The sequence below is a fragment of the Pseudarthrobacter sp. CCNWLW207 genome (assembly GCF_037203945.1).
Classification (GTDB): Bacteria; Actinomycetota; Actinomycetes; order Actinomycetales; family Micrococcaceae; genus Arthrobacter.
Genome location: NZ_JBBCBS010000001.1, coordinates 537417 through 560312 on the forward strand (window position 1 = coordinate 537417; position 22896 = coordinate 560312).

The following is a 22896-nucleotide window of genomic DNA, read 5'->3' on the forward strand; positions in this document are numbered from 1 at the left end:
GCCGGACCGCCGTTAGCCGCACCGCTGCGTACTGAGCTGTGAGAACCCGTCGTAACCGAGGAGCATCGTGGACTTCCAGCACATCATCGAAGCCGTGGGCAGATACATGGACTTCGCCGGGGTGGCCGTTATGGTCATCGGCGCTGTTGTATCGATTCCCATGGCCTTGCGCGGCTACCAGCCTCGAAAGCGCCCTGCTGGATCCGAAAAGTTGACCGTGTACCGTTCTTACCGGCAACTGTTGGGGAGGTCCATCCTGCTGGGCCTGGAACTTCTGGTGGCCGCCGATATCATTCGCACGGTAGCCGTGACACCCACATATGAAAGCGTGGGCGTGCTCGCGATCATCGTCCTGATCCGAACCTTCCTGAGCTTCTCGCTGGAACTGGAGATCACCGGACGCTGGCCATGGCAGAAGGAACCTTCCGAGACGCCCTCCGAGCGGGCCCGCGCCGACACCTAAGCACGCGGCCACCAGCTTGCCCCCTGACTAGCCCAATCACCTAAGGCGGTCCAGGTGGTCGGAGGTTATCCACATAGGCAATGTGCTGGGCTGTTTTTGTTGGCGGGTCGCTGGATGATGGGGTTATGGGGATCCCGGGTGTTGACGAGGCGGTGGAGGCTTTCGAGGCTGCTGCTGCGGAGTTTGCTGCCTTTGTGCGCCGGGGGCTGGATGGCCGGGGTTCCCAGACGGATTCCGGGACGGGTTCCGGGATGGGTTCCGGGGGTGGTGATCCTTTGCGGGGGCAGGCGGATGCTTGCTTGGACGGGCTGGGCGGTTCGGTCCGGGTGGACGCGATGGTGGCGGCGTTCAGGGTGCGCCTGGCCGCCGGGTATGCGGGAAAGGCTGCGGCCCTGGACGGCCCGGTCAGGAGCCCTGGGGAACACACGGCCCAGGAGATGGCCGTCGTGTCCGAGGTCGCCTGCGCCCTGACGGTGACTGAACGCTCGGCCTCGGCGCTGCTGGCGCAGGCCCATGAACTGACCACTACCCTGCCGCTGACGCTGGCCGCCCTGCAGTCCGGGGACCTGTCGTGGCAGCACGCGAAGGTCATGGTCGATGAAACCACCGGCCTGGATGCGGCCGGCGCGGCGGCGTTGGAGGCCCGTTTCCTGGGCCCTGACGTGCCGGACCGGGCCCGGGAGTGCCCGGCCGGGGAGCTGGTCCCGTCCCGGTTCCGGCACAAGGCCAGGACCTGGCGCGAACGGCATCATCCGGTCAGTATCGAAAAGCGCCACGCCAGGAGCGTGCTGGACCGGCGGCTGGAGTACGTCCCGGACCGGGACGGCATGGCCTGGCTTTCGGCCTACCTGCCCGCGGACCGGGCGGCCGGGATCTGGAACGGCATCACCGCCACCGCCCGAACCCTCCAGGGCCCGGCCGAGACCCGCACCATGACCCAGCTCCGCGCCGACATCGCCGCCAAACTGCTCCTCAGCGCCGGCTTCACCGGCACCACGGCCAGCCCGGCCGAGGGCAGCACAGACACAGCAGCCGGCAGCCCCAGCACCAATGATGTCGGGGCCGGCAACAGCGGCTCCTCCAGCACGGCAGGCAGCGCCGTGGACCGTCGGACCGCCGCAGGCAGCCGTGCCCCGGACCGCGACGTCTCGGCAGGCTGCCCCGCGGGCCCCGACCTTACCGCTGGTAGTTCCCCCGACAGCCATGGCGACGCTGGAAGCGTCCTGGCCACCGGGACCGCGGCGGGCAACGAATCCGTGGCGGGCCGTGTCGAAACCACCGGGACCGCGGCGGGCAACGACGTCCTGCCGGGCCATGTCGAAACCAACGGGACCGCGGCGGGCAACGAAGCCGTGGCGGGCAGCGACGTCCTGCCGGGCAACGACTTGATGACGGGCCGGGTCCCGTCGCCGGCGGCGCAGGTCCTGGTGACGGTGCCGGTGTTCGCGCTGATGGGACTCACCGACGAACCAGCCACCCTCGACGGGTACGGGCCGATCCCGGCGTCGATGGCCAGGAGCCTGGTGGCCGACGGCGCCGGCTCGTTCCACCGCGTATTGACCGACCCCCGCAACGGGGCGCCGCTGGAGATCGGCCGCCAAAGCTACCGGATCCCCGCCGCGATGCGCCAATGGCTCCGGCTCCGGGACGGCAAATGCCCCTTCCCCGGCTGCAACAACCAGTCACTGGACAACGAAGCCGACCACCTCCTGGCCTGGGCCGACGGCGGCACCACCGGCATCAGCAACCTCGGCCAGCCCTGCCCCAAACATCACCGGCTGAAACACACCACCGCCTGGACACCCACCGAAGCCAGCATCGACAAACCACCCGGCTGGACCTCACCCACCGGCCGCCACTACCAAAGCGAACACCAGGACTGGGAACCACCCCAATGGCCACCCCAGATCCTCGGCCCGATCCCGGACCAGGACCAAGGACACAGCCCCGCCATGGCGGAAGACCAGCCGTTCGGCCAGCAACTTGAGCCTGTCTTTGGCCCTGCCGCGCCCTAAGACGACCTGCACACTTTCACGGATTGGGCGTTCTCGACTCTCCCTGAGCCTCGACCAAAGGGAGCCAACCGCCTCAGTCTGGCTAGGCGTCCTGCCAGCCGCGCCCCTCTTTGAAGGTGGCCACCCGGGTTCCGACGCCAGCCCGGAGCGAGTTCGACGGATCCTCATACAGCGTGGCTTCGGTGGCGCGGCTATGCGTGATGAGCTGCTCGGCCTCGAGCTTGGCTTCTGCGACAGTCGCTCCGATGATGCCCGTCCGAGCCGGAAGGTCGGGGGTATGAACGATGTCCGCATCTGTCTGCACCAAAGGGACGGTAGTGCCGGGACTGATTTCATCGTGGGGAAAGGCGAATCCTTCCTCGTCGGAAGCGGCTGGGACCGTGTACTCCAAGAAGTAAGTCATGGTTCCACCCTTGCAGATACGTCTCGGCGCCGAAAGTTCCTGCTGAGAAACTCACAGGTTCCCGTGCCCGCCCGCCACTCCTATACTGACGGGATGATGATGTCGCTGTTGTTCGGCGTCATAGCATCCAGTGCACTGGTTCTGGGTGCCTTCATCGGTGTTCGGTTCGAGCTGCCCAAACGGCTCCTGGCCATCCTTCTGGCCTTCGCAGCGGGCTCTTTGATTACCGCCCTGACGTTTGAACTCTTCGAGGACGCCTATGAGCGCGGTGGCATCATCCGGGCCGCACTTGGCTTGCTGGGCGGTGCCATCGTCTTCACAATCCTCAGTGCACTGCTGGACCGCTGGGCCCAGCCCGGCGACCAGGCGATACCTGCCGATGAATTCCAAGGCAGCGCCAAGCTGGACACAGATGCTGCCGCGGAGGACAAGCCGGCCGCCAAGGTTTCCACCCGCGGCGCGGCCGGGATGGCTCTCTTAGCAGCCGTCACCCTGGATGGCGTGCCGGAAAACGTCGCCCTCGGTGTTTCCCTGGGAGAAGGTACGGGAGGACTGGCCCTGCTCGCCGCCATCTTCGTCTCCAACCTGCCCGAGGCCCTGGTGGGTGCGGCCTCGATGCGCAGCCAAGGCCGTTCCTCGTTGAGCGTCATTGGACTGTGGCTTGCCTGCGCAATCCTCCTGGTAGTCGCCGTGGTGATCGGAGCCGGCCCGCTATCCGGTACCGATCCCGAAGCAATCTCCCTACCCCTGGCGTTCGCCGCCGGCGCGGTCATTGCTTCACTCGCCGACACACTCATGCCTGAGGCTTACGAACACGGCGGGCCCGCCGTGGCCATCAGCACTGCGGCGGGTTTCGTCCTCGCGTTTGTACTGTCGCTCGCCTGAACCCGCTCGCCTGAACCGCCCGTTCTCGCTTGAGCGCCTTAGCGGAAACGGAACCAGCTACTTGCCGAGTCCCGCCTTACGAAGGGCCTCCGCCATGGCAGTGTTCACCGGCGCAGGCTTCGGCGCCGACTTTGGGGCAGCAGTCCGGCCGCCTGCCGGCTGCGGGGCCTTCCCACGATCCTGACGGCCTGCCTCAGGCCGCCCGCCAGCCCCACGGCCAGCTTCCGAACGCCCACCAGCCCCACGACCGGCTTCCGAACGCCCACCAACCCCACGCCCGCCGGATGGTGAGGGTTCGTCGTCGAGCCTCAGTGTCAGGGAGATACGCTTCCGCTCGGGATCGGCTTCCAGGACCTTGACCCGCACCACCTGGCCGGACTTCACCACTTCGCGCGGATCGGACACAAAGCGGTTGGCCAGCGCCGAGACATGGACCAGCCCGTCCTGGTGCACTCCGACGTCGACGAATGCGCCGAAAGCGGCCACATTGGTGACGGTCCCCTCAAGCACCATGCCGGGCTTGAGGTCCGAAATCTTTTCGATCCCTTCGGAGAACGTTGCGGCGGCAAACGCGGGCCGCGGGTCCCTGCCGGGCTTGTCCAGTTCAGCCAGGATGTCCTGGACCGTGGGCAACCCGAAGGTCCCGTCCACGAACTCCCGGGGATCAAGGGACGACGCCGGCGCCGAACCGGCAGCCACCAGGATTTTCCGCGCCACTGCGTAGGCCTCCGGGTGCACGCTGGAGGCATCCAGCGGCTCCGCTCCCCCGGTGATCCGCAGGAAGCCCGCGCATTGCTCGAACGCCTTGGCGCCGAGCCGGGGCACCTTCTTCAGGTCGGTGCGCTTGGCGAACGGGCCGTGTTCGTTCCGGTACGCCACAATGTTTTCGCTCAGCAAAGGCCCGACGCCGGCCACGCGGCTCAGCAGCGCGGGCGACGCCGTATTGACGTCAACACCCACCGCGTTCACGCAGTCCTCCACCACTGCGTCCAGGCTGCGGTCCAGTTTCGACGCCGTCACGTCGTGCTGGTACTGCCCTACCCCGATGGACTTCGGATCGATCTTGACCAGTTCGGCAAGGGGGTCCTGCAGGCGCCGGGCGATGGAGACGGCTCCCCGCAGGGACACATCCATCCCGGGCAGTTCAGCGGCTGCCAGCGCCGACGCCGAATACACGGACGCCCCCGCCTCGGAGACCACCAGTTTCTGCGGTTTCTTCTCCGCGGCTGGCAGCAGTTTGATCAGTTCCGCGGCCAGCTTGTCAGTCTCGCGGGACGCCGTGCCATTGCCGATGGCCACCAGTTCAACGTTGTGCTCCTGCGCCAGCCTGACCAGCGTGGCCAGGGCCTCGTCCCACTTCCGGGCCGGTGCGTGCGGATACACGGTGTCGGTGGCTACTACTTTGCCTGTGCCATCCACCACGGCCACCTTCACGCCGGTCCGCAGGCCCGGGTCCAGCCCAAGGGTGGCGCGGTTGCCGGCGGGTGCCGCGAGTAGAACGTCGCGCAGGTTTGCGGCGAATACCCGGACGGCCTCGTCCTCGGCGGCGGTAAACAACCGTCCGCGAAGGTCGGCCGTCAACCGGGCAAGTACACGTGAGCGCCACGCTAGCTGGGCAGTCTGCATCAGCCAGGCGTCGGCGGGCCGACCCCGTTCGGCGACACCAAGGCACCTGGCCACCGCATTCTCGTAGCGGGCACGGGCGGCAACGAGCGCGTCGTCGTTAGTCGGATCTGCCTCAACAAGATCCAGTTCCAGGACACCGTCCTTCTCGCCACGCAGCAAGGCTAGGACGCGGTGCGAGGGCATCCCGGAAGGCGCCTGCGCGAACTCAAAGTAGTCGGCGAACTTCTGCCCCTCCGCCTCTTTGCCCTTCTTGACCCGCGACACCATCCGGCCCTGAGTCCAGAGCCGGTCCCGCAGGGTGGCGGCAAGGTCCGGGTCCTGGGCGACACGCTCAACCAGAATGGAGCGGGCTCCGGCGAGCGCGGCAGCGGCGTCGTCTATGGAGTGCTCTAGGTTCAAGTACTTGGCGGCCTCGCGTTCGGGGTCCAGCTCCGGCCGCTTCAGCAGCACGTCGGCGAGCGGCTCCAATCCGGCTTCCCGCGCGATCTGCGCTTTGGTGCGCCGCTTGGATTTGAAGGGAAGGTAGATGTCTTCCAGCCGTGATTTCGTGTCCGCGGCAAGGATGGCCGCCTGCAGTTCCGGCGTCAGCTGTCCCTGCGCGGCAATCGCCTCAAGGACCGTACGACGGCGGTCTTCCAGGTCCCGGAGGTAGCGCAGGCGTTCGTCGAGGTCACGGAGCTGCGTGTCATCCAGCGTCCCGGTGGCTTCCTTGCGGTACCGGGCGATGAACGGGACGGTGGACCCGCCGTCGAGCAGTTCCACAGCAGCCTTGACCTGCCAGGTTTTCACACCAAGTTCGGCGGCGATCTGGGCGTGGATGGCGCTGTCCAGTGTTGGGGCGGATGCGGGGGCGGACGGGGCGTGCGGGAGTTGGGTCACCAGAACATTTTGCCCTACGGGTCTGACGGTCTCCAGCGACAGTCTCAACCAAGGGCCGCGCCAGGCCGGGTATTCCGCTACGGGCCGTGAAGTGCTGTAGTGGAGTTGCCGTCACAGGTAATCATTCTCGAGGAAGAGGCCACCATGCGGGAACTGCTCATCGTCTTTCAGGAAGGATTCGACGAGGCCAACATCACCGTCATGGTCAACGGCAAAGAGGTCCGTCGAGACGTCGGAGTTTCCACCAATCCCCTTCTCGGGGAAGCGTTTGAAGCATCAGTGGAGTTGCCCGCGAAAGGGGCACAGGTGGGCGTGGAGATCACCAACAGGGGCCTGAAAGGCATCCTCAAGGTCAGCGGGAAACCCAAAAGCCTGCTCGTTTCCATTGAGGACGGCAAGCTGGTGATGCGTGAGGGGACGGGCCGCGAGGCATTCCTCTAGCGAAAACCCTAGCGATAATCCATTCGGTGGAATATCATGTAAGCACCGCCCGGACCCCAAGGGATCCAGGCGGGCCAATCATAAAATGAGCCAAAAAGCCGTCGGATGGCTTCTTGGCGCGCGCTGCCGGGACAGCACACCGTGCAGCCAGCGACGGCGGCACCCAAGCGGGTGCCGCCGTCGTCGTTATGTGGCTGTCAGCCTTGGTACGCGGGGTAGTCGGTGTAGCCCTTGGCACCCTCGCCATAGAAAGTGGAAGCATCCGGCTCGTTCAGCGGGAGGCTTTCCTTCCAGCGGCGGGCCAAATCAGGGTTGGCAATGGCAGGCCGGCCCACCACCACGGCATCGGCGTGGCCGTCGGCCACCAGGGCCACGGCTTCGTCACGGGTAGTGACAACACCGAAGCCGGTGTTCACCAGGAAGGTCCCATCAAAGCGTGCGCGGAGGTCCTGGACCAACTCGCCGGTGGGCTCGTGGTGCAGGATGCTCAGGTACGCGAGGTTGAGCGGCGAAATGCTGTCCAGGAGAACTTCGTAGGTTGCGCGGACATCCGCCAGGTCCGTTTCGGCGATCCCCTGGACATTGTGCTCCGGTGAGATGCGGATGCCCACACGGTTGGCGCCGAGTGCTGCGACTACGGCATTGACGGTCTCAATGACAAAGCGCGCCCGGTTCTCCGGCGATCCGCCATAGCTGTCATCGCGGACGTTGGAGTTCGGCGCAAGGAATTCGTGCAGCAAGTAGCCGTTGGCTGAGTGCAGTTCCACGCCGTCGAAGCCGGCCTCGATGGCGTTGCGGGATGCGGTGACGATCTCGTCCATCACGACGGGCAGTTCGTCGGAGGTGAGCGCGTGCGGTACCGGGTAGGGCTCCTTGCCCGACGGGGTGCGGACTTCACCTTCAATGGCGACGGCGCTGGGGCCAACGATCGGATGGCCTCCGGTGATGTCCTGGTGGGACACGCGCCCGCCGTGCATGACCTGGGCAAAGATCCTGCCACCTTCGGCGTGAACTGCGTCTGTGACATGCTTCCACGCGGCGACCTGCTCCTCGGTGACCAGCCCGGGCTGGCCCGGGTAGGAACGGCCGGCAGGGCTCGGGTAAATACCTTCGCTGACGATAAGGCCCAGGGACGCGCGCTGGCGGTAATGCTCGACGACGAGGGGGCCGGGCACACCTTCCGCGCCGGAGCGGAGGCGGGTAAGCGGTGCCATCACCAGGCGGTTGGGGAGTTCGAGCTCGCCGAGGGTCAACGGGGAAAACAGCATGCGCAGTTCCTTTCAGAAATGAAGTGGTACTGCCCTGCCCAACTGACTGGCGTCTGCAACTATTCCGGTTGTGATCGGGAACACGGTGGGCGGCCTTTGCAGTAAGCACGGGCCGCCCACCGTGGAAACGTCAAAAACTACGTCTGGGCCGGCAAAACCAACTTCCCTGTCTTGTCGGTCGAAAGGGCAAGGGAGGACACATATTGGGGCTCGCCGTCGGGCCCGTCTTGGGCCGAGCGGATCATGTCCGGACGCTCAAACTCCAGCCCGGTCACGTGGCAGGGCAGCTTGTCCTCGCTCGGGTTCCCGTCGGCGTCAAACATTGGCAGGTCAATGCCGTCGTCCGTGCGCCGGAGGTAGTACTTTCCATGGGTCGCCAGCGCCAGGACCGGAGGCAGGACCAGCGCCAGCCCCACGGCGAAGATCGGCGAGAAAGGTTGGATAGCGCCACCGAACGCCCCGAAGAAAACCGCGATGGAGATCCCCGCAGAGACCAGCATGGAGACGAACCCCACCGGGTTCACCGCGTACAGCATGCCGCGCCGAAACTCGGCCGTCTTCGGAGAGATCTTGAGCAGGTACTTATTGATGGCGATATCGGACGCCACGGTAACCACCCAGGCCATGGCGCAGTTGGCGTAAAAGCCCAGGATCGTGTTCAGGAAGTCGAACATATTGGCTTCCATCAGCACCAGCGCGATGACCAGGTTGACCACCACAAAGACCATTCGGCCCGGGTAGGTCTTGGTGATGCGTGTGAAGCTGTTGGTCCAGGCCAAGGACCCCGAATAGGCATTCGTAACGTTGATCTTGATCTGCGAGATGACCACCAGCACCACTGCCAGCGTCATGGCAAGCCACGCCGGCATCATCTCCTGGTAGACGCCCAGGAACTGGTGGACGGGCTCGTTTGCGTGCACTGATGCTGCGGGATCGAGCGTGGCAATGAGGTAGATGGCGATGAACATGCCAACAATCTGTTTGATGGCCCCGAAGATCACCCAGCCCGGCCCGGCCAGGATCACTGCCCGCCACCACGCGCCTTTGTTGGCCTCGGTCCGCGGCGGCATGAACCGCAGGTAGTCGATCTGCTCGGCGATCTGCGCCATCAGCGACAGGCAGACCCCTGCCGCCAGCATCACTGAAGCAACGCTGGGTCCTTCTGCCCCGGATTCGCCGGTGTAGGCGAAGAAGCTGTCGACGCTTTCCGGGTGGGAGATGACCAGATATCCCACCGGAACCACCATCAGCAGGAGCCACAGCGGAGTGGTCCACACCTGCAGCTTGGCCAGGGTGTTCATCCCGTAAATGACCAGCGGAATGATGATCACTGTCGAAGCCGCATACCCAAGCCACTGTGGGATGCCGAGCCCCAGTTCCAGACCCTGCGCCATGATGGAACCCTCCAGCGCAAAGAAGATGAACGTAAATGTGGCAAAAATGACATTGGTGACCACGGATCCGTAATAGCCAAAGCCGGAACCGCGTGTGATGAGGTCCAGATCGATGTTGTACCGGGCTGCGTAGTAGGCGAGCGGAAACCCTGTTGCAAAGATGATGAGCGCCGCAACCAGGATGCCAAAGACCGCATTCGTGGTGCCGTATGCAATGCCGATGTTCGCCCCGATCGAGAAATCGGCCAGATACGCAATGCCGCCCAGGGCGCTCGTGGCAACTACGCCCGCGCTCCATTTCCGGTATGAACGCGGCGCGAACCGGAGCGTGTAATCCTCCAGGCTCTCTTTGGTGGCGCTGAGGGCGGCCGTGTTGCCCGCCGTCGGGGTTTGCCCCGGACCGCGGACGACGGCGGCACTTCCGGGCGCGGTTGGGTCCAGCAGTCGCGTGCTCTCCAGGTCATTACTCATGTGAGTGCGTCACTTTCCGTGCGGGGACAACGTTGGTGGAACGTCTCCTGCGACCGTAGCCAGCAAGTACGACGGATTCGTCACGATATTGTTTCCACTCAGTTACACCTTTTGACTGCGTTGTGAAGTTATGAATGAAGGTGTCACCCGGGTTAGGGCAAGGATGCGAATTCTCCAAAGCCCTAGCCATTTTCTACGCAACGTAGAAGAATAGGAACCATGATGTTTAACCACACCGACGGCAACCCCGTCCTGGAACTCGACGACGAGCAGTCCTGGCAGCTCCTTGACGCCACCAAGCACGGCCGGCTGGTGGTTTCAGTAGCGGGCGAGCCCGACATATTCCCGGTCAACTACCTGACCTCGGACCGGAAGATCTATCTGCGGACGGCGCCCGGAAATAAGCTGGCGCAGCTCACCATCAACTCCAGGGTCCTGTTCGAAACGGATGGAGTCCTGTCCGACGAAGCGTGGTCCGTCGTCCTGCGGGGAACCGCCCGGGTCCTGACCAACTCCTCGGAGCTCGCCGCAGTGGAGGAACTGGGGCTCAAGAGCTGGGTCCCCACACTCAAGGATTTCTACGTGGAGATCGTGCCCACGTCCCTGAGCGGCCGGCATTTCCAGCTTGGCGAGCAGCCGGAGCGCGTCATCTAGGGGCTGCCTAGACTGGAGGTATGGCGGACAGGCTGACCCCCGAGCAGCGGAGCTGGAACATGTCCCGGATCAGGGGCAAGAACACCAAGCCCGAATTGCTGGTCCGCCGCCTCCTGCATGCCAAAGGCTACCGATACCGCCTGCATGGCGGAGCGGGCAAGGTCCGCCTGCCGGGCAACCCCGATATGGTCTTCGCGGGCCGCCGCAAGGTCATCTTCGTCAACGGCTGTTTTTGGCATTTCCATGACTGCAGGGTGGGCCAGCATGCCCCCAAGGCGAACGCCACCTTCTGGGAAGCCAAACGCACACGCACCAGGGACCGCGACGCCGATCAGCGCAGGCAGCTTGAAGACGCCGGGTGGGAGGTATTGACCGTGTGGGAATGCGAGCTGAAGGACGGGTCCGCCCTCGAGGCCCAGCTCGTCCAGTTCCTGGGCGATGCCATAAGCCAACGGTCCCGTAAGCCGCCTGAAGGGAACTTGAGGCGATCTTGATCCTTTGCCGCCGCCCATATTGAGTACCGGCAGCAAGGATGGAATCCCTGTTGCCGCAATCGTGCGGCCAAGGGATCAACTAGGGGGAAGGAACGTGTGCCTTTCCCGCCCATGCGTGCTACGAAATCCCGGCCAGCTACGAAGAGCCGGCTAACTGCGCCTGGCCAGCAAGGCGGAGCTGAAGGCCCCTGCGGAAGAAACGCTGCTGTTGATGCGCCAGTCAGCTTCCTTCTCCAGCTGCTCCAGGCGGCGGACGTCCCCAGTTGTAGCCGTCCAAAGCCACGATATCCACATAGGCCGACCAAAGCGGCACCCACGCCAAGCGAGAGAGCCACGGTTTTCAACACTCGAAACAAGGCGATCAATTCCCCACAATCGAGCCGTGGCCCGGGCCACGAACAGGCAGTGCTGGCGGCACCGGCGTGATCCTAGATGGAAAATCCGCAGTCTCATCAAGAAAGCCACAATTCTTTTCCAAAACCCTTACAGGGCGGGGGAACAGACCTAATCTGAAGGAGGAAAGATGGCTCAACCCACCTCCGCATTTCCGGAGCGGGAGGCCCCAGCGGAAAGGACCGTCATGACGCAGTCTGATGATGCAGGGCGGCCGCTGGTGGACCAGTCTGTCCTGGACAGGCTGCGGGAAGAACTGGACGAGGACGAGGGCTACTGCACGGTCTTTGTCGGGAACTTCATCGACTACCTCCCGTATCGGATCGGCCGACTCCGCCTGGCCTTGACCACGGGCGACTTGAACGGTGCAGTGGACGCCATCCTTAGCCTCAAGACTTCAAGCCAGATGGTGGGAGCGGAGCGATTGGCCGGACTGGCACTGGATTTGGAGAGCGCCATCCGCAGCGACTCAGCCCACAGCGACGTCGCAGTTGTCCTTCCCCGGCTCGCGGCGGCATACCTCAAAACCATCAATCAGTGCAGCCGGCAGACCCTGCACCGCCTCCAGGCTCAGCGCTCGACTGGCGCCAGCCGGTAACCAACACCCCGTACCGTCTGAAGCCAACGCGGACGCTGCGGCGAATCGCCCAGTTTTTTCCGCAGGTTTCCCATGTGGACTTCCACTGACCGTTCGTCGGCCTCGCTAATGTAACTGCCGACGTCGTAGTCCTCGTCCCTGAGGCGCCTCACCAAATCTGATTTGGTCCGGACAGTCCGGCCCGCCTCCAGGAGGGCGTACAGGAGTTCGAACTCGGTGCGGGTCAGGTTCAGCTCCTGCCCATCCACCGTCACGGAGCGCGACGCGTAGCTCAGGTCCAGCCCGTTGTGGGTGTAGTTGCCCCGGCCGCTGGGATTAGGCTCGGCACGGGTGGCCGCGTCGGCGGCGCTTGCGGCATCTGCCGGCTCGGCGGCGGCGCGCGGGCGGCGCATCATCGCAGCCACACGGGCCCGCAACTCCCGGGGGCGGAAGGGTTTGGTCAGGTAATCGTCGGCGCCGGATTCCAGGCCGATCAGGGTGTCCAGTTCATCGGTGCGGGCCGTAAGCATCACAATGTACGCATCGGAGAACTCCCGGATTTGGCGCGACACTTCAAAACCGTCAATGTCCGGCAGCCCCAAGTCCAGCGTGATGACGTCCGGATTCAGGGTCTTTGCCGCCAGGACACCTTCAGCTCCGCTTCCGGCTACGGTCACGTCAAAGCCTGCCTGCGTCAACACTGTGCGCACCAGTTCCCGGATGTCCTGGTCGTCTTCAATAACCAGGCCCACACGTGGATCACTCATTACAGCCCCCTCAGCATGCTTGACACCGTCTGAAGTATATAGCTGGCTGCCGATATCCTGCTGTCATGCGTCTTGACTTAATCGAGCCTCCGGCAACTGACCATGAGTGAGCCCGTTGCATGGGCCACGGGCCGCCTGAAATTCTTCCGGCGTCCCTTCCACGAATACCGGCTAACGGACCGCGTTGCCCTGAGCCAGATGCCTCTGTTTGTCACCACGCTTTTCACAGCGTTCCTGACATGGGCGTTTTTCCCTGAGACCATGGACAACCCGCTTTTTGTGGCGTTCCTGGTTTCCCAACTGGTACTCATGGCGCTGTGCTACCTGGTGCCGTGGGAACGCCTGCCGTACACCAGCTTCCTGTTCATTCCGCTCCTGGATTTCGTCTCCATCGCGGTAGGCAGGGAGGGCGGCCAGGAGAGCCTGACCGGCATCAGCCTCCTGGCGGTATTCCCGGTGATCTGGCTCTGCGCCTCAGGATATTATCCGAGGGCCTCACTGTGGCTCTCTTTCTTCGCCCCGTTGGCGATCATCTGGGTACCGCTGCTGCTCCGAGGGGACGTGTCAGGCCCCAGCTTGTCCAGGTCCCTGCTCCTGCCCGTCATGATGCTGGGAATCGGCGTATCAGTGAGCGTCCTGACCCTGAGCATGATGCGCCAGCAGCGCACCCTGGAGGAGAAGGACGAGCAGCTCCAGGCGAGCCTGCGCAGTACAAAGCAGCAGGAAGCCCTGCTCAACACCGTTCTCGACACCGTGCATCTGGGCGTCCTAGCGGTGGACGCCGACGGCCATGACATCCTGATGAACCGGAAACAGCGTGCCAACCACGAGCTGGCCCGGCCAAAGGACATCGAGGACCCGAACGAATCCCAGCTGCTGGTCTTTGCGGCAGACCGCATCACACCGGTCCCGGTGGAGGACCGGCCGGTGCGCCGGGCCGTCCTGGGCGAGACCTTCACGGACTACCTGGTCTGGCTGGGTTCAGGCAAGGAACAGCGCGCGATCACCACCAGCGCCCGTGCCATGAAGGACGCCGACGGGCAGTTTGCCGGATCCGTCATTGTCTTCGGCGACGTGACCGACCTTGTGAACGCGCTGGCCGCCAAAGACGAGTTCGTCTCCAGCGTGTCCCACGAATTCAGGACGCCCTTGACGTCCATCATGGGGTACGTCGAAATCCTGCTGGAGGACGATCCCGGCGATGACCAACTTGGGCCCTTGGAAATCATCAGGCGCAATTCTGAACGCCTGCTCACCCTGGTGTCCGACCTCCTGGTCAGCAGGCAGGGCCAGCTGATCGTGTCGCCGCACGCTGTGGACGTTGCGGAGCTGGTACGCGCAACGGTGTCCGCCGCCCTCCCCAAGGCTGATGCATCCCGCGTAGTGCTTAAAGCCGATACGCCCGCGCGGCTCGATGCCCATGTGGACGGCCCCCGCATCTCCCAGGTGCTGGACAACCTCGTATCGAACGCCATCAAGTACTCCCCAGACGGCGGCAACGTAGTGGTCTCACTGGAACAGGAAGCCGGCCACCTGACGTGTCGGGTCAGCGACACCGGGATGGGCATGAGCCCTGACGATCAGGGCGAAGTCTTCGCGAAGTTCTTCCGCACCAGCAACGTGCGCAGGACTGCCATTCCGGGCGTGGGCCTGGGCTTGCCCATCAGCAAAGCCATCGTGGAAGCCCACGGCGGGACCATTGAGGTCGATTCCTCGCTGGGAAAGGGAACCACTTTCACGTTCCGCCTGCCGGTCTAAAACGCCCGCCAATTCTCGACGGGTGCCTAGCCTCCCGCCCTGGAGGCCCGGACCACCTCGCCCCAGGACTGCCGTGCCAGGTCCGCCACCGCTGCCAGGATCTCCGACGGCGGCCGGGAAAGGTCCAGCGGAAACTCAACGACGTCGATGTCAGTGTTGAGGATCCGCCGAAGCTTCACCTCGCCCGAGCCGGCGTAGACCAGCCAGGCCGTAGGCACCCTCAGAGCCGTGCAGTAGGCGAGCATCTGGTAGTGGTCAGCGGACAGGGACGCGCCAAGGTCTGAGGCAGCTTTGTACTTGGCGTCATAGACCACCACGGGACGCCCGCCCAAAAGATGCACCGCGTCCGGCCGCACGGAGAGCCGGTCGGCGTCGTCCACTGCCTCGCTGAGGAGGGCGTTGTACTGCAGCCGCAGCTCCCCGGGGTATGCCGCCATGGCTCCACGGAGGGCTGCTCCCACGAAGTCCTCAAACACCTGGGCCATGTCCACCACGAACGACGCCGTCTGCTGCTTCCCCTCCCCTGCCTCCGCGGACGCGTTCCGCAGGATCAGCTCGGCGAGCCGAAGCACGGCCTGGTAGCGGACGTTCATCCTGCTGGGGGACCACGGGGGCAGCGGCGCGCCGGAGGGAAGGTGCGTCACGGCGTCGAGCTTGCCCTTGAGCTGCCGCAACCGGCTCAGGACCTCGGGACGGACACCAGGGACCTTGCCCATGCGCTCCAGCGCGGCCCGGAGTATTCGGTTTTCGGCGATATCCTCCGTGAACTCGTCGTAGGACACCTCCAGCGGAACCAGCATGCCGGGGCGGCGGGAGATCTGGTCCGAAATCCGGATCCTGCCCTTCACGGTCCGGAGCGACTCGTCGACGTTGAGGTAGCCCTGGAGCACTCCGCGCCCCAGTGCGCGTTCGGCGAGCTGGGCCAGGGATTCGGCCAGCGCGCTCCATAGATCGCGGTCCTCCGCTGCGGCGACAGAATCGTTCCGGAAGCCCTGGTTGCCGGCGTAGCTGAGCAGGAACAGGAGACGGCTAAGGCCCAGCCGGTCCTTGGGACGGACGTCCAGCTGGACCGTGGAGGTGCGGACTGAGCCTACCTTCCCCACCGGTTCGATCCGGTAGAGGCCCATGCCCATCGGCGAGGCCTTCACGAGGCCGCTGGAATTCAGGAAAGCCGCACTGGCAGCATCGAGCCGGTCCACTATGCCATTGGACAGTTCGTCCAGGACCAGGTGCCTCGGAGGGTTTCCGGGTCCCCGGCGTCCAGCGCCTTGCTGGACGGTTGCTGTTCTGAGCGCCTGGCCGGCAGCTTTTCCGGCCGGGCCTCCGGCGGGCTCTCCGGCTGCCGGCCCGGCAGCTTTTCCGGCTGGCCCTCCTGCGGGCTCTCCGGCCGCATTTCCGGCTGCCCGTCCCGTCGCCAGCGAGGGGGCCTGGGCCGGCCTAGCTGGCAGCAAGGCGTCCCAGCAACTGGTCCAGCCCGAAGCGCTCCTCAAGCTGCGCCCGGGTCAACTGGCCGTGGTAGTGCTCCTCGAGGAGCGGCATCAGCTCGTACTTCCAGATCCGGCGCAGCCCGGCGGGGGTCTGGGCGGCAGGCTTCATGAAGTACGACGGCCCGATCATCAGGTCCCGGTCCCATTCATCGATCGCGGCGTTCAGGGCGTCCAGCAGCAGCGCGGGCGTGGCGTCCAGCTGCCGGGCCTGCAGGAAGCGCAGCAGCGAACCCCGTACGGGTTCGGTCTGCGGGTGCAGTTCGATAAAAGCGAAGCGGCGGCGGATGGCCGCGTCCATCATGGCGATGGAGCGGTCGGCCGTGTTCATGGTGCCGATGATGTAGAGGTTGTCCGGCAGGGTGAACGGCTCGTTGGGGCTGTACTGCAGGTAGATCCGGTCGTCGCGGTATTCCAGCAGGAAGTACAACTCGCCGAACACCTTGGCGAGGTTGGCCCGGTTCATCTCGTCGATAATCAGGAAGTAGGGCTTCTTTTCGTTCCCAGGTTTGGCGGCCTCCTCGGCCAGCCGGCGCAGCGGTCCAGCGACGAGTTTGAAGGACACCTGGCCTTCGTCGGTCTTGTCCGGCCGGTAGCCCTCGAAGAAGTCCTCGTAGGCGTACGAGGGGTGGAACTGCACGAGCTTCACGCGCTCATCCGTACTATCATCAGCGAGTTCCGCGGCGAGATGCTTGGCCAAGTACGTCTTGCCGGTGCCGGGCGGGCCGTAGAGCACCAGCTGGCGGTTCTCCTCCAGCAGTTCCGCGATCTCCTGCAGCGGTTCCAGGTCCATGTGCAGCGAATCGGCGAATTCGCGCGTCAGCGGACGGAAACCCTCCTGGTGGGGAACGACGGCGGCAGTACCGGCGTCGTCGTCTTCCGGTTCCGCCTCGGCCGGCAGCAGCGCCTGCAGGGCCTGTACAACCTTGGTGACGTCCACGACGATCCCCGGTGTGGCGAGCTGACGCTGCACATGGCGGGGAAGGTCGGTGGTGGTGTGGGCTTCGTCGAACCAGCGCACCTTGCGGCGGATCCGGCGATTGTCGTCGTTGTACTCGGGCTCCCCCAGCACGACGCCAAGCCGCACCTTTCCAGAGCTCTGGTACAGGACAAGGTCGCCCGGTTTCATGACTGTGAGGATCGCAAAGACCGCGGTTTTGGTGTCCTCGCGTTCGACGTAGCCGAGGTGCTTGTAGTCCTCGTCCACAGCGTGCTGAACCAGCCCGGCAGTCACCCCGGCGTCAAGGAGCCGGAGATGTTCGACGTCGAGCGTTACCTTCTCCTCGCCCTGCCAGGCGGCAAGCAGCTCGGCGTTATCGCTGTGGGTCCGCAGCAGCCACGCCCGGCGGCCGGGATCGCCTACCTTGCGCCACTGGCTCACCAGCTGGCGGGCATACCAGTCGATGCGCTGCCCCGCCTGCTCGTCAAGGTGCAGCCTGATGCGGTGGATGTCCGCCGTGATGTCCTCGTCGGCGTCGCCTTTCGCCCCGCCCACCAGGGAGGCGAAGGCGTCCCGGATTTCCTGCCGCTCCACATCCGCAACTACCGGCTCGAAGTAGCTGGGCCACGCAAGGTATTCGATGCTGCGCCGGATGGCGGGCTGGTCCCCGGGGGTGCCGGCCGCAAGCTCGTGGAACTTCAGCGGATCCTTGAGTGCCTTGCTGATGGCGGCCGGAATTTGCTGGTCCACATGCTGCACAAAACGGCAGAGCCACTTGAGGTGGTCCCAGATTGTCCAGTTGAATTCTGCTGTGCGGTCCCTGATGACGCCGTGGTCCGTCATGCCCTTGTACAGCTCCTCGGGCAGTTCCAACGGCGGTTCCAGCCAGGACGCAGCCTCCGCCACCCGGGCACGCTTGACCTTGAGCGACTTGACCTCGTGTGCCAGCGGCAGGGACTGGAGGAACAGGAGTTCAACGGCCAGTTGCTTGGCAGCACGGGACGAGTCCTGGAGGTTCTGGCGCAGGTTGGTCATCATGGGCGCCTTGGGATCCGGGACGCCCCGGTCCAGGCGGTCGTGCAGTTCAGTGGCTGCTTCCGATGTCCAGGTCAGGGTCAGGCCGTCCAAGGCGGACGGCTTGCCCTGCAGGCCCGGCCCGAGCACAAACCACGCCGCGTCCTCAATCTCCTGGGAGATACCGAGGGCGCGGGACATGGCAGTTTTAGCGGTCGGGGTCATGGGTTCAAATTTACAGGCTTAAGCTGAACGCCCGCTCCAAGGACCCTGACCCCGGCGCACCCGGACGTGCCTACTTTCCCGTCACCGTCCGCTTCCGGCCGAAGATAAAGTACCCCATGGGACCGATGAAGTTGATCAGGGCGGCCATCCGCCAGGCTGCCTTGGGCCCATTAATGAGCTCCGCCGGGCGCTTCGAGATATCCCGCTGCGCAGCCACCATCAGCGCCATCTGGACGATCCCGATCAGCACAGTTCCTGCCCGCGCCGCCGGGGGCATTTCTTTCCAGGTCTTCTTTTTCAGCTTAGCCATGGTTAAAGCTCCTTAGTCCGGGCCATCAGTGGCCCAGGTCTTCAGTTTCCGGTGTGGACAGGACCAACGCAACGGCTTAGGCGGCGAACGGTGCCATCCGGTCTTTTTGCTCCTGCGTCAGCCTGACCACGCGCCCAGTGGCCTCGTCAACAAATGCCAGGTGGCTGCTGGCACGGACGCAGTCCTCACCGGTGACGGGGTCCTGGACAAGGTAGTGGATATCGAAGCTGGCGCCCTTAATCGCTCCGACCCACACCTGGACCACGGCCGGGACATTGCGGTATTCCAGGGTCCTGACATAGCGGATCCGGTGATCCACCACCAGCGCCATGACGCCTTCCGGAACGTCGTTGAAGAGGGACACCTCAGGCTCTATGCCCGGCAGCCCGGCACCGCGCGGCGGCCCGAAGGCACCAATCCGCGCCTCCTCCAGCATCCGCACTATCTGGACGTTGTTGATGTGCCCATAGGCGTCCATGTCGCCCCAGCGCATGGGGACCAGCACCTCGATGCGCCTGGGTGCTGCCTTGTTGTCGGCCGCGGCCGTTCCGGTGTCGGCCGCGCCGGCCGCCGGTGTTCCTGCGGCAGTGTCTCCGGCCGCCTGCGCACCAGTCGCCCGCGTACCGGCCTCCTGCGCGGTCAGCTGTGCACCGCCGTCGAGTCATCCACGGGCGATTCCTCAGCATTCGCTCCGGCGAACTGGGACATGTAGAGCCTGTAGTAGGCGCCCTCGGCCGCGAGCAACGTCTTGTGGTTGCCCTGCTCCACAATCTTCCCGTTCTCCATCACCAGGATGGTGTCGGCGTCGCGAATCGTGGAGAGGCGGTGCGCAATCACGAAGCTGGTCCGGTCAGTCCGCAGCGCGGCCATGGCCTTCTGGACCAGCAGTTCCGTGCGGGTGTCCACAGAGCTGGTGGCTTCATCGAGGATGAGCAGCGACGGGTTGGCCACAAACGCGCGGGCGATGGTGATGAGCTGCTTTTCGCCGGCGCTGACGTTGTTGCCTTCCTCGTCGATCACCGTGTTGTAGCCCTCCGGCAGCGCGCGGACGAAGCGGTCCACAAAGGTGGCCTTGGCTGCTGCCATGACCTGCTCCTCGGTGGCGTCGAGGTTGCCGTACCGGATGTTGTCGTAGATGGAACCGCCAAAGAGCCAGGCATCCTGCAGCACCATGCCCACCTTCGAGCGAAGCTCGGAACGGCTCAGGGTGGTGATGTCCACGCCGTCCAGCGTGATGGACCCGGAGTTGAGCTCGTAGAAGCGCATCACCAGGTTCACCAGTGTTGTCTTGCCGGCGCCGGTGGGCCCGACGATGGCCACCGTGTGCCCGGGCTCAGCGGTAAAGGACAGGTTCTCGATCAAAGGCTTGTCCTCGGTGTAGCTGAACGTGACGTCCTGGAACTCCACATGCCCGTCGGTCTTGGCCGGAAGGTGGTCGGTGGCGGTTTCCGCATCCTGCTCGTCGGCGTCCAGGAATTCAAAGACCCGCTCCGAGGAAGCCACGCCGGACTGGAGCATGTTGGCCATTCCGGCCATCTGACCCAGCGGCTGGGTGAACTCACGCGAGTACTGGATGAACGCCGTGGCATCGCCTAGGGACATGGATCCGGAGGCTACGCGGAGGCCGCCCACCACGGCGATGCCCACGTAGCTGAGGTAGGAGACGAACTGCATCACCGGGAAAATGATGCCGGAGACGAACTGGGCGCCGAAGCTTGCCTTGTACAGGGCCTCGTTACGTTCCTCGAAACGCTCCAGCATGTCGGCGTCGCGGCCGAAGACACGCACCAGGTCGTGGCCGGAGAAGGACTCTTCGATCTGACCGTTCAGAGCGCCGGTGTTCTTCCACTGCGCAGCGAAGAGCTTCTGGCTGCGTGATCCGATGATGCCGGCGGCGACACCTGACAGCGGCAGGGCGATCAGGGCAATCAGCGCCAGCTGCCAGGAAACGATGAACATCATGACCACAATGCCGATGACCGTCAGCAGGGAGTTGATCAGCTGCGCGAAGGCCTGCTGCAGTGCCTGCTGGATATTGTCGACGTCGTTCGTCACCCGGGACAGGACGTCGCCGCGCTGCCGGGTGTCGAAGTAGTTTAGCGGCAGCCGGTTCAGCTTCTTTTCGGTGTCGTCGCGAAGCTGACGGATGACCTTCATGACAATGCGGTTCAGGACGTAGCCCTGCAGCCACAGGAAGATATTGGCCACAAAGTACATCAGCAGCACGATGGCAATGAGGAAGGACAGCTTCTGGAAGTCGATGCCGCTTCCGGGCACCAGCTCCATCTTCGAGATCATGTCCGCAAAGTTGTCCTGCCCCTGCTGGCGGAGCCCTTCCACGAACTCTTCCTTGCTCGCGCCGGCGGGGAGCTGCTTGCCCACTACTCCACCGAAGATCACGTCCATGGCCTGGCCCAGGATCTTGGGGGCGATAACGTTCAGGACCACCGCGACCACCACCAGGGCAACCACGGCGTAGATGCCAGCAGCTTCGGGCTTCAACAGCCCCATCAGGCGCTTGGCGGAGGGCCAGAAGTGTTCCGCTTTCTTGGCGGGCACCCCGCCAAACATGTCGCCGTCGGCCTCCGAGGGTTTGTACTCCTCCTCGAAGAATTCGTCGTCTTCCAGGACCTCGGGCGATGCCACGGAATCCGGCGTTTCGGTGGACGAGCCTGCGGAGTCTTTCTTAGGGGCGCTCATGCCATTTCCTCCACGCTCAGCTGGGATTCAACAATTTCCTGGTAAGTGGGCGAGGTTTCCAAGAGTTCCTCGTGGGTGCCCCGGTCCACGATCCGACCGTTGTCCAGGACCAGGATCTGGTCCGCCTCAGTAATGGTGGAGATGCGCTGGGCCACGATGATCACGGTGGCGTCGGCGGTAGTCCGCTTCAAGGCCGCACGGAGCCTGGCGTCGGTGGCTACGTCCAGCGCCGAGAAAGAGTCGTCAAAGAGGTACACCCTGGGCTTCGTGACCAGGGCCCGCGCAATACAGAGCCGCTGCCGTTGGCCGCCGGAGACGTTGGTGCCGCCCTGGGCGATGCGGGCGTTGAGCCCGTTCTTCTTCTCGCGGACAAAGTCCTCACCCTGGGCCACGTGCAGCGCGTCCCAGAGTTCCTGGTCGGTGGCCTCAGTCTTGCCGAAGCGCAGGTTGTGCTCGATGGTGCCGGAGAAAAGGTAGGGGCGCTGCGGCACGAGGGCCACGCGCTTGGTGATCTCGGCCCGGTCCAGGTTGGCCACGGACACACCGTCCAGCAGTACCTCGCCCTCAGCGATGTCGTAGAGGCGCGGCAACAGGGACAGCAGCGAGGTTTTTCCTGCACCGGTAGACCCGATGATCGCCACGGTCTCCCCCGGCTTCGCGGTGAAGCTGATATTACTCAGCACCGGCGACTCAGCACCGGGGTAGGCGAAGGTGACGTTCCGGTATTCAACCACGCCGGCCAGGGTGGCGGGAGTTTCCGGCCGTTGGGGGTCGTGGATGGAGGGTTCGACGTCGAGCACCTCACCAATGCGGTCCGCGCACACCGAGGCGCGCGGGATCATCATGGCCATGAACGTGCCCATCATGACCGCGATAAGGATCTGGAGCAGGTACTGCAGGAACGCTGTCAGGGCGCCCACCTGCATCTCACCGGAATCAACGCGCTGACCGCCGAACCACAGTACGGCGGCGGTGGACAGGTGCAGGATCATGCCGATGGCAGGGAACATCAGGACAAACAGTGAGCCGATCTTCAGCGACACGTCGGTCAGTTCCTTGTTGGCCTCGCCAAAGCGTTCAGTTTCATAGGGTTCGCGGACAAAGGCGCGTACCACCCTGATGCCGATGATCTGTTCACGCAGGACAGCGTTGATGCGGTCGATCTTCTTCTGCATGGAGCGGAAGAGCGGCATCAGCCGGACTACCAGGTAGCCCACCACGACGATCAGCACGGGTACGGAGACCCAGACAAGCCAGGACAGGCTGATGTCCTCGCGAAGCGCCATGATGATGCCGCCGATGCACATAATGGGCGTGGCCACCATGAAGTTCAGCCCCATCAGCACCAGCATCTGGACCTGCTGGACGTCGTTCGTGCCGCGGGTGATGAGGGTGGGCGCGCCGAAGGTGTTCACATCCTTGGCGGAGAAGCTGGTGACCTTTCGGAAGACCCCACGGCGCAGGTCGCGTCCCATGGCCATGGCCGCCTTGGAGCCGAAGTACACACCGGCAATCGCGGTTCCGACCTGGATAAAGGCGACCAGCAGCATCACGCCGCCGGTACGCCAGATGAAATCCGTGTCCCCGCGGGAGACGCCTTCATCGATGATCTGGGCGTTGAGGCTGGGAAGGTAGAGCGCCGCGATGGTGGACGCCAGTTGGAACACGATGACGGCAACGATGTACGGCAAATACGGCTTGGAATAGCGCCGTATGAGGGTGAGGAGCATGCCCA

19 protein-coding genes are annotated in these 22896 nt (G+C 64.4%); 8 read left to right on the forward strand and 11 right to left on the reverse strand.

Annotated elements, in window-relative coordinates; genetic code table 11:
- Positions 1-67: 67 nt before the first annotated feature.
- Positions 68-463 carry a DUF1622 domain-containing protein gene (locus V9L17_RS02395; protein ID WP_337350332.1) on the forward strand — a complete coding sequence of 132 codons (396 nt, stop codon included), beginning with the start codon at positions 68-70 and terminating at the stop codon, positions 461-463.
- 125 nt (positions 464-588) lie between these two features.
- Positions 589-2478, forward strand: a complete 1890-nt coding sequence (locus V9L17_RS02400) for an HNH endonuclease signature motif containing protein (protein ID WP_337350333.1) — start codon at positions 589-591, stop codon at positions 2476-2478.
- Positions 2479-2560: 82 nt separating this feature from the next.
- Here the strand turns inward: V9L17_RS02400 and V9L17_RS02405 are convergent, their stop codons facing one another.
- Complete coding sequence (locus tag V9L17_RS02405; protein WP_337350334.1) at positions 2561-2881, reverse strand: hypothetical protein; 321 nt, start codon at positions 2879-2881, stop codon at positions 2561-2563.
- A gap of 93 nt (positions 2882-2974) precedes the next feature.
- Here V9L17_RS02405 and V9L17_RS02410 point away from each other — a divergent pair, with 93 nt between their 5' ends.
- Entirely contained in the window at positions 2975-3766 is a 792-nt protein-coding gene (locus V9L17_RS02410) for a ZIP family metal transporter (RefSeq protein WP_337350335.1), read from the forward strand.
- Positions 3767-3823: 57 nt separating this feature from the next.
- On the opposite strand, the gene V9L17_RS02415 is transcribed toward V9L17_RS02410, so the two are convergent.
- Positions 3824-6271, reverse strand: a complete 2448-nt coding sequence (locus tag V9L17_RS02415) for a Tex family protein (RefSeq protein ID WP_337350336.1) — start codon at positions 6269-6271, stop codon at positions 3824-3826.
- 123 nt (positions 6272-6394) lie between these two features.
- On the opposite strand from V9L17_RS02415, the gene V9L17_RS02420 reads away from it, so the two are divergent.
- Positions 6395-6712, forward strand: a complete 318-nt coding sequence (locus V9L17_RS02420) for a hypothetical protein (RefSeq protein WP_337350427.1) — start codon at positions 6395-6397, stop codon at positions 6710-6712.
- 197 nt (positions 6713-6909) lie between these two features.
- Here the strand turns inward: V9L17_RS02420 and V9L17_RS02425 are convergent, their stop codons facing one another.
- Complete coding sequence (locus tag V9L17_RS02425; protein WP_337346408.1) at positions 6910-7980, reverse strand: alkene reductase; 1071 nt, start codon at positions 7978-7980, stop codon at positions 6910-6912.
- A 137-nt stretch (positions 7981-8117) separates the two neighbouring features.
- Positions 8118-9845, reverse strand: a complete 1728-nt coding sequence (locus V9L17_RS02430; protein WP_337346407.1) for a purine-cytosine permease family protein — start codon at positions 9843-9845, stop codon at positions 8118-8120.
- Between the two features lie 219 nt (positions 9846-10064).
- Between V9L17_RS02430 and V9L17_RS02435 the strand changes: the two genes are divergently transcribed.
- The 3 genes from V9L17_RS02435 to V9L17_RS02445 all read left to right on the forward strand — a co-directional run bounded on the left by V9L17_RS02435 (position 10065) and on the right by V9L17_RS02445 (position 11984).
- The gene (locus tag V9L17_RS02435) at positions 10065-10499 is read left to right on the forward strand and encodes a pyridoxamine 5'-phosphate oxidase family protein (protein WP_337346406.1); all 435 of its coding nucleotides are present in this window, start codon (positions 10065-10067) and stop codon (positions 10497-10499) included.
- 20 nt (positions 10500-10519) lie between these two features.
- Positions 10520-10993 carry a very short patch repair endonuclease gene (locus V9L17_RS02440; protein WP_337350337.1) on the forward strand — a complete coding sequence of 158 codons (474 nt, stop codon included), beginning with the start codon at positions 10520-10522 and terminating at the stop codon, positions 10991-10993.
- A 580-nt stretch (positions 10994-11573) separates the two neighbouring features.
- Positions 11574-11984: an Hpt domain-containing protein gene (locus V9L17_RS02445; RefSeq protein WP_337346404.1), complete on the forward strand. Its 411-nt coding sequence runs from the start codon at positions 11574-11576 to the stop codon at positions 11982-11984.
- Here V9L17_RS02445 and V9L17_RS02450 read toward each other — a convergent pair.
- Positions 11957-12730, reverse strand: coding sequence for a response regulator transcription factor (locus tag V9L17_RS02450; protein WP_337346403.1), 774 nt, complete (start codon positions 12728-12730; stop codon positions 11957-11959). The genes V9L17_RS02445 and V9L17_RS02450 overlap by 28 nt on opposite strands.
- A gap of 102 nt (positions 12731-12832) precedes the next feature.
- Here V9L17_RS02450 and V9L17_RS02455 point away from each other — a divergent pair, with 102 nt between their 5' ends.
- On the forward strand, positions 12833-14488 hold the full coding sequence (locus V9L17_RS02455; RefSeq protein WP_337350338.1) for a sensor histidine kinase: 1656 nt from the start codon (positions 12833-12835) through the stop codon (positions 14486-14488).
- A gap of 26 nt (positions 14489-14514) precedes the next feature.
- Here the strand turns inward: V9L17_RS02455 and V9L17_RS02460 are convergent, their stop codons facing one another.
- The 6 genes from V9L17_RS02460 to V9L17_RS02485 form a co-directional block, all read right to left on the reverse strand.
- Positions 14515-15711 carry an McrC family protein gene (locus V9L17_RS02460; protein ID WP_337350428.1) on the reverse strand — a complete coding sequence of 399 codons (1197 nt, stop codon included), beginning with the start codon at positions 15709-15711 and terminating at the stop codon, positions 14515-14517.
- Between the two features lie 214 nt (positions 15712-15925).
- Entirely contained in the window at positions 15926-18151 is a 2226-nt protein-coding gene (locus V9L17_RS02465; protein ID WP_337350339.1) for an McrB family protein, read from the reverse strand.
- A gap of 70 nt (positions 18152-18221) precedes the next feature.
- Complete coding sequence (locus V9L17_RS02470; protein ID WP_337346400.1) at positions 18222-18461, reverse strand: PLDc N-terminal domain-containing protein; 240 nt, start codon at positions 18459-18461, stop codon at positions 18222-18224.
- A 76-nt stretch (positions 18462-18537) separates the two neighbouring features.
- Positions 18538-18954, reverse strand: a complete 417-nt coding sequence (locus tag V9L17_RS02475; protein WP_337346399.1) for an acyl-CoA thioesterase — start codon at positions 18952-18954, stop codon at positions 18538-18540.
- Positions 18955-19100: 146 nt separating this feature from the next.
- On the reverse strand, positions 19101-21161 hold the full coding sequence (locus tag V9L17_RS02480; RefSeq protein ID WP_337350340.1) for an ABC transporter ATP-binding protein: 2061 nt from the start codon (positions 21159-21161) through the stop codon (positions 19101-19103).
- Positions 21158-22891 (reverse strand): ABC transporter ATP-binding protein, encoded by a 1734-nt coding sequence (locus V9L17_RS02485; RefSeq protein ID WP_337346397.1) that lies wholly within the window; start codon positions 22889-22891, stop codon positions 21158-21160. Before V9L17_RS02485 ends, V9L17_RS02480 begins: the two co-directional genes overlap by 4 nt.
- Positions 22892-22896 lie beyond the last annotated feature (5 nt).